The sequence below is a fragment of the Pseudomonas sp. FW305-28 genome, assembly GCF_017351395.1.
Taxonomy (GTDB): Bacteria; Pseudomonadota; Gammaproteobacteria; order Pseudomonadales; family Pseudomonadaceae; genus Aquipseudomonas; species Aquipseudomonas fluorescens_AA.
The window spans coordinates 32,528-44,438 of sequence record NZ_JACNDD010000041.1; the positions used below are offsets into that span (position 1 = coordinate 32,528).

Below are 11,911 nucleotides of genomic sequence, written 5' to 3' on the forward strand. Positions count from 1 at the left end.
TCAATAATAAAAATCGGAATCAGATGGCTTGGGCCGTCACACCCCCAAGGATAGACGGCAATTGCAAGGACTCAGCTCAATATGGAGATGGTCCCGAGGTATTTCAAGGCGCGTGGCAGATTGTCGCAATCGAGACTGTCGAGCCAATGCAAATCAGTCCAGCTGCGCAGCCAGGTGAACTGGCGTTTCGCCAATTGGCGCGTGGCAATGATCCCACGCTCCTGCATCTCGGCTGACGTCAGCTTGCCGTCCAGATAATCCCAGACTTGCCGATAACCTACCGCACGTATAGACGGCAACCCGGCATGCAGGTCACTTCGCTCACGCAGGGCTACGACCTCGTCTATGAACCCCTGTTCCAACATTAATGTGAATCTTTGTTCAATTCGCCGATGCAGCACTTGCCGGTTCGCCGGAGCGATGGCCAGATTCGCGACAGTATAGGGCAATTGTTGCAGTCCCGAAGCGGCTGCTTCAGTACTTTGCGCAGATTGTCGCTGGCGCAGGGCAGTCATGCTCTGGCCACTGACCCGATAAACCTCCAGCGCCCGACTGAGCCGCTGCGGGTCATTGGGGTGAATACGCGCCGCCGACTCCGGATCGATGACCGCCAATTGCTCGTGCAGGGCCTGCCAGCCCAGGCGCGCGGCTTCTTCTTCGATCTGCGCGCGCACCTCGGGATCGGCCGCCGGCATGTCCGCCAGCCCGTCGACCAAGGCCTTGTAGTACAGCATCGTACCGCCCACCAGCAGCGGGATCTTGCCCCGCGCGGTGATTTCGGCCATGGCCTGGAGGGCGTCACGCCGGAAATCGGCCGCCGAATAAGCCTCGGCCGGGTCCAGGATGTCGATCAGGCGGTGGGGAAATTCAGCCAGCAGTTCTTTTGACGGCTTGGCGGTACCGATGTCCATGCCCCGATAGACCAGGGCCGAATCGACACTGATCAACTCGCAGGGCAGGACTTTGGTCAATTCGATGGCCAGGTCGGTCTTGCCGGCGGCGGTCGGCCCCATCAGGAAAATCGCGGGTGGCAACGGGCTCATCAACGACCGCGCAGGAACAGTTTGTCCAGGTCGTCCAGGCCCAGTTGGGTCCAGGTCGGCCGGCCATGGTTGCATTGACCGCTGCGCTCGGTGTTTTCCATGTCCCGCAGCAGACCGTTCATTTCCGGCAGGGCCAGGCGCCGGTTGGCACGGATCGCGCCGTGGCAGGCCATGGTGCCGAGCAGTTCGTTCAGGTGCGCCTGGATCCGGTCGCTGGTGCCGTACTCCATCAGGTCCGCCAACACGTCGCTGACCAGGCGATTGGCCTCGGCCTGCTTCAACAAGGCCGGGATCTGGCGGATCGCCAGGGTTTCCGGGCCCAGGCGCTGCAATTCGAAGCCCAGGCGCTGGAACCAGGCCACATGTTCTTCGGCGCAATCGGCTTCGCGCTGGCTGACGGCCAGGGACTCGGGCACCAACAGCGGCTGGCCGCTCAGGCCTTCGCTGGCCATGGCGATTTTCAGCCGCTCGTACATGATCCGCTCATGGGCTGCGTGCATGTCCACCAGCACCAGGCCTTGGGCATTTTCCGAGAGGATATAGATGCCTTTGAGTTGCGCCAGGGCATAGCCCAGCGGCGGAATGTCACCCTGGCCCTCGGGCATTGCCGCCGCACCGGCTTGCGGCAAGGGCTTGAAGAACTCGCGATAGGCCGCCTGGGCCTCGGCTGCCGGCACGTTCGATTGCGGACGCGGGGTGTATTGATACTGATAGCCGCTGCCAGCACCGCTGCCGGCGGTGTTGTAGCTGGGCTGAGGCTGGGGCTGCTCCAGCAGGGCATTGGCCGCCAGGCGCATCTCGCCCTGTGGCCCGAATTCGCCAGCTTCCAGGCCCGTGGGCCGGACCATGCCAGCCATAGCCGCCGGAGCCGCCAGTTGGTCTTCAGGCCGCACATCGCCCAGGGCACGGTGCAGGGTGCCATAGAGGAAATCGTGGACCATGCGCCCGTCACGGAAGCGTACTTCGTGCTTGGTCGGGTGCACGTTGACGTCCACCACCGCCGGATCAACCTCGAAAAACAGCACGAAGGTCGGATGCCGGCCATTGAACAGCACATCGCGATAGGCCTGGCGCACCGCGTGGGCCACCAACTTGTCGCGCACCGCCCGGCCGTTCACGTAGAAATATTGCAAGTCCGCCTGGCTGCGGGAGAACGTTGGCAAGCCGACCCACCCCCACAGGTGCAGGCCGTTGCGCTCCACCTCGATGGGCAAGGCCTGTTCCAGGAACCCCGCACCGCACACCGCGCCCACACGCCGGGCGCGGGCCGCATCGTCGCGGGCCTCGTGCAGGCTGAGGATGGTCTTGCCGTTGTGGCGCAAATGGAACGCCACGTCAAAACGCGCCAGGGCCAGGCGCTTGATGACTTCTTGCAGGTGATCGAATTCAGTCTTCTCGGCCTTGAGAAACTTGCGCCGGGCCGGGGTGTTGAAGAACAAGTCGCGCACTTCCACCGAGGTGCCCACCGGATGCGCCGCGGGCTGGACGCGAGACGCCATGTCGCGGCCTTCGGTCTCGACCTGCCAGGCCTGCTCGGCATCACGGGTGCGGGAGGTGAGGGTCAGGCGCGACACCGAACTGATGGACGCCAGCGCCTCGCCCCGGAAGCCCAGGCTCATGACCCGCTCGAGGTCTTCCAGGTCGCGGATCTTGCTGGTGGCATGACGCGCCAGGGCCAGCGGCAGGTCGTCAGAGGGAATCCCACCACCGTCATCGCGCACCCGCAACAGCTTGACGCCGCCCTGCTCGACATCCACATCGATGCGCCGAGCCCCGGAATCGAGGCTGTTTTCCAGCAGCTCCTTGATGACCGACGCCGGACGCTCGACCACTTCACCGGCGGCGATCTGGTTCGCCAGCCGAGGGCTGAGCAGTTCGATACGGGCGGTGTTGCCGATCACTTCGTCACTCATTGCTTGGCCGCCACTTCATTGCTCGGAATGGTCAGGGTCTGGCCAATCTTGAGCTCATCGCTCTTGAGATTGTTGGCGCTGCGCAAGGTGGCGGGCGACACCTGGTAGCGCACGGCAATCATCGCCAGGGTTTCGCCCGGGTTGACGCGGTGATCCCGTGGCCCCTGGGCGATCTTGCCGGAGTCCCGCAGCCAGGCGATGTAGGTGCCCGGCGGCGGGTTCTGCTGGAAGAACTGCCGTACGCCGCTGCTGATGGAGCGGGCCAGGGCCTGCTGATGGCTCGACGTCGACAGTTTCGAGGCTTCGTTGGCGTTGGAAATGAACCCGGTTTCCACCAGGATCGACGGGATGTCCGGCGACTTGAGCACCATGAACCCGGCCTGTTCGACGCGCTGCTTGTGCAGCGGCGTGACGCGACCGATGTTGCTCAAGACCTTCTGGCCGACGTTCAGGCTGGAGGTCAACGAGGCGGTCATCGACAAGTCGAGCAGGACACCGGCGAGCATCCGGTCCTTGTCGTCAAGGCTGACGTTGCCGGCACCGCCGATCAGGTCGGAACGGTTTTCAGTGTCGGCCAGCCAACGGGCGGTTTCGGAAGTCGCGCCACGGTCGGACAGGGCAAACACCGAGGCCCCGAACGCTGCCGCCGAAGGTGCGGCGTCGGCGTGAATGGAGACGAACAGGTCAGCGCCTTTCTTGCGGGCGATTTCGGTGCGGCCGCGCAAGGGAATGAAATAGTCGCCGGTGCGGGTCAGTTCGGCGCGGAAGCCTTTCATGCCGTTGACCTGGCGCTGCAATTCACGGGCGATGGACAGCACCACGTCTTTTTCACGTTGCCCGCGCGAGCCCGAGGCGCCCGGGTCTTCGCCACCGTGACCGGCGTCGATCACGACGATGATGTCGCGCTTGCCCGCCGGGGCCGGTGGCAGTTTGAGCGCAGGCTCGGTCGGGGTCACCGGCACCGCTGGCACCGTGGCCACATTGGTCGGCGGCGGTGGCGGTGGCTCGGCATCGGCCGGGTTGTCGAACAGGTCCACCACCAGCCGGTTGCCGTACTGGGCGTTGGGGGCCAGGGTGAAGCTCTTCGGGGTCACGGCTTTTTTCAGGTCGATGACCACCCGCAGGTCGGTCGGCGTACGCTGGGCCGAGCGCATCGCGGTGATCGGCGTGTTGGCGGTAGCGACATTCAGCGGCGCCCCCAGGGTGGCGCCGTTGATGTCGATCACCAGGCGATCCGGGGCGGTCAGGGTGAATACGCTGTGCTGCACCGGCCCCGTCAGGTCGAACACCAGCCGTGTGTTGTCCGGCGCCCGCCAGAGGCGAACGCTGTTGACCTTTGTCTCGGCCACAGCATCGACGGCCAGTGCCGTAAGCAACAGTCCTACGACAGCAACCACCGCGCGAAAGCGCATACCAAACCCCATCATCAATTAGTTTTCCAATGCCAAAGCGGCACACCACGACTCACCACGGGAGCCTTGCGGCGTCAGTTTCAGCGAACGCCCGCCGTTCTGCGCGCCAATGGTAATGGTCAGGTCGGGCTTTGGCAAAAAGCCTGCACCCTTCTGGGGCCATTCGATCAGGCACAAGGCGTCATCTTCGAAATAATCGCGGATACCGAGGAATTCCAGCTCCTCGGGATCTACCAGTCGATACAGGTCGAAATGGAAGGCGCGAATGTCGCCGATCTCATAGGGCTCGACCAGGGTGAACGTCGGGCTCTTGACTGAACCGACGTGCCCGAGGCCGCGAATGATGCCACGGGACAAGGTGGTTTTCCCCGCGCCAAGGTCGCCTTCGAGAAAAATCAGGCCGTGGCCGGCGGTGATCTGCGCGATGCGGGCGCCAAATTGTGTCATGGCTTGTTCGTCCGCCACGTACAGGGTTACTTCAGACACGGTGAATGCTCCTCCAACAACTGACGAATGGCCGGGATAAGATCGGTCGCCGCCAATCCCCGGCCCGAGCGACCGACCTGGGCACCGGCACTGGCGTGCAGCCAGACCGCCAGGCACGCGGCCTCGAAGCCTTCCATGCCCTGGGCCAGCAAGGCCCCGACCACACCGGCCAGCACATCCCCCAGACCGGCGGTGGCCATGGCCGGATGGCCCTGGCTGCAAACCGCCAGGCGACCGTCCGGGCTGGCGATCAGGCTGCCGGCCCCCTTGAGGATCACCGTGGCGCTGTATTTCTGGCTCAAGGCATGGGCCGCCGCCGGGCGGTCGGCCTGCACCTGGGCGACGGACATCTCCAACAGCCGCGCCGCCTCCCCCGGGTGCGGGGTGATGACGCACTGCTCAGGCAAACGGACATCGCCCCTGCTCAGCAGGTTCAGTGCATCGGCATCCCACACTTGCGGCAGTGGCGCATTGGCCGCCGCCGACAACAGGCTGCGTCCCCAGGCAGCCTGGCCCAGGCCCGGCCCGACCACCAGCACGCTGGCCTGCTGGAGCAGGCCCATCAATTGGTTCGCCGAATGGGTGCCCTGCACCATCACTTCCGGTAAACGCATCAGCGCGGCGGATACATGCTCACTGCGGGTCGCCAGCGAAACCATGCCCGCACCGCAGCGCAGGGCGCTTTCGGCGCTCATCTGGATGGCGCCGCCGAAGCCGCGGTCGCCACCGATCAAGAGCACATGACCGAACTTGCCTTTGTGGGAAGTGGCGGCACGAGGTGTCAGACGAGGCAGATTGTGGGGCAGGAGCAGTCGGGCACTGGCCGGTGCCGTTTCAACAATATCCGGATCAGCGTGCAGGTCATTGAACATCAGCTCACCGACCCGGTCCGCCGCCTCGCCGGTGAACAACCCCAGTTTCAAGCCAATGAAAGTCACGGTCAGGTCGGCCGCCACCGCCGTGCCCAGCACTCGGCCGGTGTCGGCGCACAACCCCGAAGGGATATCCACCGCCGCGACCGGCAGGCCGCTGACGTTGATCGTATCGATGGCCTGCACATAAGGTTCGCGCACATCGCCATTCAGGCCGGTGCCGAGCAGCGCGTCCAATAGCACGCCGCGCAACTCGGCCTCGTCCGACCACGGCTCCATCGGCACGCCCACCGCCACGGCCTCGGCGTGGGCATTGGCGGCGTCCCCCTGCAATCGCCGGGGCTCGCCCACCGTCAGCACCCGCACCGACCAGCCGGCGCGCCGGGCCAGCGTCGCGACCAGGTAGCCATCGCCGGCATTGTTGCCATGGCCGGCCAGCACGGTCAGCTCGCGGGCCTCAGGCCAGCGTCGGACGATCGCTCGCCAGGTGGCGCGGGCCGCGCGCTGCATCAATTCGAAACCGGCGGTGCCTGCCGCGATCAGTTGAGCATCGAGGGCCCGGACCTGCGCGGCGCTGTACAGCGCGTCGGGAAAATCATCTTTAGTGTGCGGCATGCGTCTTCGGGCTCCGATGTCTGGCAGAATTATACGCATCTCAGCTCCGGTTTCTCTCGCCTCATGCCTGCCATTCCCACAGACCTCCCCGCCCTCGCCCAATCCATCAAGGAATGGGGCCGCGAGCTGGGTTTCCAGCAGGTCGGCATCAGCGGCCTGGACCTGGCCGAGCATGAACAACACCTGCAACGCTGGCTCGAGGCCGGCTACCACGGCGAAATGGACTATATGGGCGCCCATGGCAGCAAACGCTCGCACCCCGAGGAACTGGTGCCGGGCACGCTGCGGGTGGTTTCCCTGCGCATGGATTACTTGCCGGGCGATACGCAAATGGCGCAATTGCTCGGCCAACCGGAAAAAGCCTACGTCTCGCGTTATGCATTGGGCCGCGATTACCACAAATTGATCCGTAAACGCGTGCAGCAATTGGCGGAAAAAATTCAGGCGGTCATCGGCCCCTTTGGCTACCGTGCCTTTGTCGACAGCGCACCGGTGCTGGAAAAAGCCATCGCCGAACAGGCGGGCCTGGGCTGGATCGGTAAAAACACCCTGGTGTTGAACCGCAAGGCCGGCAGCTATTTTTTCCTGAGCGAGCTGTTTGTCGACCTGCCGCTGCCCATCGATCCACCCCACGGCACCGAGCATTGCGGAAAATGCACCGCATGCCTGGACATCTGTCCTACGAATGCCTTCGTCGGCCCCTACGTGCTCGATGCTCGCCGTTGTATTTCCTACCTGACCATCGAGTTGAAAAGCGCCATTCCTGAAGAGCTGCGACCACTGATCGGCAACCGGGTGTTCGGCTGTGACGACTGCCAGATCGTCTGCCCGTGGAACCGCTTTGCCCGACCGTCCGGGGAAAGCGACTTCAAGCCGCGGCACAACCTGGACAATGCCGGGTTGGCCGAGCTGTTCATGTGGGACGAAGAGAAATTCCTCAGCAGCACCGAGGGTTCACCGTTGCGCCGTGCCGGTTACGAACGCTGGCTGCGCAACCTGGCGGTGGGCCTGGGTAATGCGCCGTCAACCATTCCCGTGCTGCAAGCGCTGGAGGCGCGGCGCGACTATCCGTCGGAACTGGTGCGCGAGCACGTGGCGTGGGCATTGCGCCAACATGCCGAGCGTCAAACCTCGTCGTTGTAGACGAACTTCGGCATTTCCCAGTGAAAGCGAATCGCCAGGAGCCGCAGCAGGAAACCGCCGAACAAGGTAATGAGGATTGCCTGCTCGTTCGGCAGTTGCAGGAAGACACACAGCAGATAACACCACGCCGCGGCAAACGAGACGCTGGCGTAGAGTTCGCGACGGAAGATCAGCGGAATATCGTTGCAGAAGATGTCCCGCAGGATGCCACCGAACACCCCGGTGATCACCCCACTGACCGACGCCACCAGCATGCCATGGCCCATTTCCAGGGCCGTCATGCAGCCGATCAGGGTGAACGCCACCAGGCCCACGGCGTCGAGCACCAGGAACAGCGAGCGCAAATGGCGCATCCAGCGCGCCAGGAACACCGTCAGCATCGCCGCCGCGGTGGTCAGCACCAGGTACTCCGGGTGCTTGACCCAGGTGAGTGGGTAATGACCGAGCAGCACGTCGCGCACCGAGCCGCCACCCAGCGCCGTGACACAGGCGATCAGCACCACGCCGAACCAGTCCATGCCCCGTCGCCCGGCAGACAAGGCGCCGGTCATGGCTTCGGCGGTGATGGCGATCAGATAAAGCATCAGCAACATGATGGCGGTCCTTGCAGGAAGGCGCGCAGTCTAGCCAGTTTGGGCAGGCACCAAAAGAGGGCAGCCATCGACCATGTCAAACAAGGAGTCTGTGGCCAGGATATCTGTGGGAGCAAGGCTTGCCCGCGATGAAGGCAATGCGGACTTTCAAAGACCGAGGCGCCTGTTTCGCGAGCAAGCTTTGCTCCCACAGCCCCATCACCACAAGAACGCGCTGCGCATCAGAACTTGATGAAATGCTTGCGGTAATGCTGCAACTCGGCGATGGACTCGCGGATGTCGTCCAGGGCCAGGTGGGTGCTGCCCTTCTGGAAACTGTCGCGCACTTCTGGCGCCCAGCGGGCGGCCAGCTCCTTGAGGGTGGAGACGTCCAGGTTGCGGTAGTGGAAGTAGCTTTCCAGGGATTTCATGTGGGTATAAAGGAAGCGACGGTCCTGGCAGATGCTGTTGCCACAGATCGGCGACTTGCCCTTGGGCACCCACTGTTCCAGGAAGGCGAGGGTCTGGGCCTCGGCCTCGGCCATGCTGATCTTGCTCTCGCGCACCCGCTGGGTCAGGCCCGAGCCGCCGTGCTGGCGGGTGTTCCACTCGTCCATGCCGGCCAGGACTTCGTCGCTGTGGTGGATCGCGATCACCGGGCCTTCGGCCAGGGTGTTGAGGTCGCTGTCGGTGACGATCGTGGCCATTTCGATGATGACGTCGGTGTCAGGGTTCAGACCGGTCATTTCCAGGTCGATCCAGATCAGGTTCTGCGGGTTTTGCATAGGGAAGCTCCTCGGCGTAGCCACGCAGTTTAGCTTAGGCAGGCCCTTGGGCGTGCTAAACTCGCCGCCGTTTTACCCTATTCGCTGCATTTCTTCATACGGAACACCCATGGCCAAACGCCAACTCAATCGTCGTCAGAACTGGCGCATCGAAAAGATCCAGGGCGAGCGCGCCGCCCGCGCCGCCAAACGCGAATCCAGTGCTGTCGAAGCCCTGGAGGGTGGCGACCTGGGCCCTGAACAGACCGGCCTGGTGATCGCCCACTTCGGCGTGCAGGTCGAGGTCGAGGCCCAGGAAGGCGAACTGGCCGGCCAGGTGTTCCGCTGCCACTTGCGCGCCAACCTGCCGGCGCTGGTGACGGGCGACCAGGTGGTCTGGCGGGCCGGCAACCAGGGCATCGGCGTGATCGTCGCGCAGTTGCCGCGCCACACCGAGCTGTGCCGGCCGGACAGCCGAGGCCAGCTCAAGCCCGTGGCCGCCAACGTCGACATGATCGTCATCGTGTTCGCCCCGTTGCCCGAGCCCCACGCCAACCTGATCGACCGTTACCTGGTGGCCGCCGAACACGCGGGTATCCGTCCGTTGCTGCTGCTCAACAAGTTCGACCTGATCGACGAACACAACGCCACGGCGCTGAACGCCCTGCTGTCGGTCTATCGGGATTTGGGTTACCCGGTGCTGGAGGTCTCGGCCCATCACGGCAACGGCATGGAGCAGTTGCAACAGCAACTGGACGGGCGCATCAGTGTGTTCGTCGGCCAGTCTGGCGTGGGCAAGTCTTCGCTGGTCAACAGCCTGCTGCCGGAAGTCGAGACGCGCGTCGGGCCGCTGTCCGAGCTGTCCGGCCAGGGCACCCACACCACCACCACCGCGCGGCTGTTCCATTTCCCTGGCGGCGGTGAATTGATCGACTCGCCGGGTATCCGAGAATTCGGCCTGGGCCACGTCAGCCGGGCCGATGTCGAAGCCGGGTTCATCGAGTTCAACGAGTTGATCGGCACCTGCCGCTTCCGCGACTGCAAGCACGACCGCGAGCCCGGTTGCGCTCTGCTCAAGGCCCTGGAAGAAGGTCGCGTGCATCAGCAACGGATGAATAGCTACCGCTCGATCATCGCCAGCCTGCCGGAAAGCGGTTACTGAGCTGAAAGGAAGGGAAGCCGGACACAATTGTGGCGAGGGAGCTTGCTCCCGCTGGGCTGCGAAGCAGCCCCAAAACCTGCCAGATGCGGAGCATCAGACACACCGCACCCGCCGGTTTACGACTGCTTCGCAGTCGAGCGGGAGCAAGCTCCCTCGCCACAGGTCCATCGACAAACCTTCAGTTCACTGCGCCGGCGCTCCGGGCGGCTTGGGCGCGGCATCGTCGAACAGGTTCAGCCGCTCGCGCAGCTCATGGGCCGGCACGGGTTGCTGGTCTGCCGGCAACGCGTTCGGATCGACCGCCGCACCTGGTGTGGCGGACGGAGCAGGCGCTTCACCCGGCGCACCCTCGCCCGGGACCGGATCGGGCGCCGGATCATCGGTTTGCGAGCCCTCGATGGCTTTCTGCGCCTTCTTGGTCAACACCACGATATCGATACGCCGGTTGACCGGGTTGAACGGGTCTTTGCGGTCGAAGAGCGCCGAAGACGCATAACCGACCACCCGCGCCACCTGCTCGTCCGGATAGCTGCCGGCCACCAGGGCGCGACGGGCCGCGTTGGCACGGTTGGCGGACAGCTCCCAGTTACCGTAGTCACCCTTGCCGATGTAGGGTTTGGCATCGGTATGACCACTGATGCTGATCTTGTTCGGCACCGCCTTGATGGTGTCGGCCATGGCCAACAGGATGTCCTCGAAATACGGCTTCAGGCGCGCGCTGCCGGAATCGAACATCGGCCGGTTCTCGGCGTCCATGATCTGGATGCGCAAGCCGTTCGGGGTGATTTCGAACAGGATCTGGTCCTTGAATTTCTGCAGTTGCGGGTTCTCTTCGACCTTGTTCTGCAATTCCTGCAACAGCAATTCCAGGCGCTCGCGCTCGACCTGTTCGGCCATGCCTTCGACCTGCTCGGAATCCACCGTCACCTTGTCGGGCTGGGGCTGGGACTTGACCTCGGGGTTGAGGGTGTTTTCCGGGGCCAGGGTCGGTGAGCCGCCCAGGTCGATGATGTAGGGCGTGCCGCTTTCGGAAAAGCCGACCGGGTCCTTGAAGTAGCCGGCGATGGCGATCTTCTGCTCTGGCGTCGCCGTGGACAACAGCCACAGCACTAGGAAGAACGCCATCATCGCTGTGGCGAAGTCGGCAAAGGCGATTTTCCAGGCGCCCCCGTGATGCCCAGCGGCTATGCGCTTGACGCGCTTGATGATGATCGGCTGGTTATTTTCCATGACTTAGCGACCGCGAACCGCTTGTTCCAGCTCGGCGAAGCTTGGACGGTGCGCCGGGTACAGGACCTTGCGCCCGAACTCCACCGCCAACGATGGCGGCATGCCCGAGGCCGAGGCCACCAGGGAAGCCTTGATGGCTTCGTAGATATTGAGCTCTTCCTTGGCGTCATGGGCCAGGGAGGTGGCCAGCGGCCCGAAGAAACCATACGCCGCCAAGATACCGAAGAACGTACCCACCAGGGCCGCACCCACGTGCAGGCCGATGGACTTCTGGTCACCGTCGCCCAGGGAGGCCATGGTCACCACGATCCCCAGTACCGCCGCGACGATACCGAAGCCAGGCATCGCGTCGGCGATCCCGGTGACTGCGTGGGAGGGATGCTCCAGGTCTTCCTTGAGGCTGTACAGCTCCATGTCGAACAGGCCTTCGAGCTCGTGGGGGGCCATGTTGCCGGACGACATGATGCGCAGGTAATCACAGATGAACGCCGTCATGCGGGCGTCCTTGAGCACGGCCGGGTACTTGGCGAAAATCGGGCTGGCGGCGGCGTCTTCGATGTCGCCTTCGATCGCCATCATGCCTTCGCGGCGGCTCTTGTTGAGGATCTCGTAGATCAGCCCCAGCACCTCGAGGTAGAAGGTGTGGCTAAAGCGCGAACTGAACATGCCCAGGGATTTCTTGAGCACGTGCATCGTCAT

11 protein-coding genes are annotated in these 11,911 nt (G+C 63.9%); 2 read left to right on the forward strand and 9 right to left on the reverse strand.

Annotation, left to right across the window (positions count from 1 at the left end):
• Positions 1–71: 71 nt before the first annotated feature.
• The 5 genes from miaA to J4E53_RS12025 are packed head-to-tail and all read right to left on the reverse strand — an operon-like array spanning position 72 to position 6,341.
• Complete coding sequence (gene miaA, locus J4E53_RS12005) at positions 72–1,043, reverse strand: tRNA (adenosine(37)-N6)-dimethylallyltransferase MiaA (RefSeq protein WP_060739423.1); 972 nt, start codon at positions 1,041–1,043, stop codon at positions 72–74.
• Positions 1,043–2,956, reverse strand: coding sequence for a DNA mismatch repair endonuclease MutL (gene mutL / locus J4E53_RS12010; RefSeq protein WP_103308789.1), 1,914 nt, complete (start codon positions 2,954–2,956; stop codon positions 1,043–1,045). Before mutL ends, miaA begins: the two co-directional genes overlap by 1 nt.
• On the reverse strand, positions 2,953–4,383 hold the full coding sequence (locus J4E53_RS12015) for an N-acetylmuramoyl-L-alanine amidase (RefSeq protein WP_060739425.1): 1,431 nt from the start codon (positions 4,381–4,383) through the stop codon (positions 2,953–2,955). Before J4E53_RS12015 ends, mutL begins: the two co-directional genes overlap by 4 nt.
• A 3-nt stretch (positions 4,384–4,386) precedes the next feature.
• Positions 4,387–4,854, reverse strand: coding sequence for a tRNA (adenosine(37)-N6)-threonylcarbamoyltransferase complex ATPase subunit type 1 TsaE (gene tsaE, locus J4E53_RS12020; RefSeq protein ID WP_003197219.1), 468 nt, complete (start codon positions 4,852–4,854; stop codon positions 4,387–4,389).
• The gene (locus J4E53_RS12025) at positions 4,842–6,341 is read right to left on the reverse strand and encodes an NAD(P)H-hydrate dehydratase (RefSeq protein WP_103308788.1); all 1,500 of its coding nucleotides are present in this window, start codon (positions 6,339–6,341) and stop codon (positions 4,842–4,844) included. The genes tsaE and J4E53_RS12025 overlap by 13 nt, the downstream gene beginning before the upstream one ends.
• A gap of 63 nt (positions 6,342–6,404) precedes the next feature.
• On the opposite strand from J4E53_RS12025, the gene queG reads away from it, so the two are divergent.
• Positions 6,405–7,484, forward strand: a complete 1,080-nt coding sequence (gene queG / locus J4E53_RS12030; protein ID WP_060739427.1) for a tRNA epoxyqueuosine(34) reductase QueG — start codon at positions 6,405–6,407, stop codon at positions 7,482–7,484.
• Here the strand turns inward: queG and J4E53_RS12035 are convergent.
• Entirely contained in the window at positions 7,466–8,080 is a 615-nt protein-coding gene (locus tag J4E53_RS12035; protein WP_170866829.1) for a trimeric intracellular cation channel family protein, read from the reverse strand. The two genes, queG and J4E53_RS12035, sit on opposite strands and share 19 nt — an antisense overlap.
• A 218-nt stretch (positions 8,081–8,298) precedes the next feature.
• Positions 8,299–8,841, reverse strand: coding sequence for an oligoribonuclease (gene orn / locus J4E53_RS12040; RefSeq protein ID WP_060739428.1), 543 nt, complete (start codon positions 8,839–8,841; stop codon positions 8,299–8,301).
• 109 nt (positions 8,842–8,950) lie between these two features.
• Here orn and rsgA point away from each other — a divergent pair, with 109 nt between their 5' ends.
• The gene (gene rsgA, locus J4E53_RS12045; protein ID WP_103308787.1) at positions 8,951–9,982 is read left to right on the forward strand and encodes a small ribosomal subunit biogenesis GTPase RsgA; all 1,032 of its coding nucleotides are present in this window, start codon (positions 8,951–8,953) and stop codon (positions 9,980–9,982) included.
• A 183-nt stretch (positions 9,983–10,165) separates the two neighbouring features.
• On the opposite strand, the gene motB is transcribed toward rsgA, so the two are convergent.
• Positions 10,166–11,212, reverse strand: a complete 1,047-nt coding sequence (gene motB / locus J4E53_RS12050; protein ID WP_103308786.1) for a flagellar motor protein MotB — start codon at positions 11,210–11,212, stop codon at positions 10,166–10,168.
• 3 nt (positions 11,213–11,215) lie between these two features.
• A partial coding sequence (gene motA / locus J4E53_RS12055; RefSeq protein ID WP_207268144.1) for a flagellar motor stator protein MotA occupies positions 11,216–11,911 on the reverse strand: 696 nt, incomplete at its 5' end.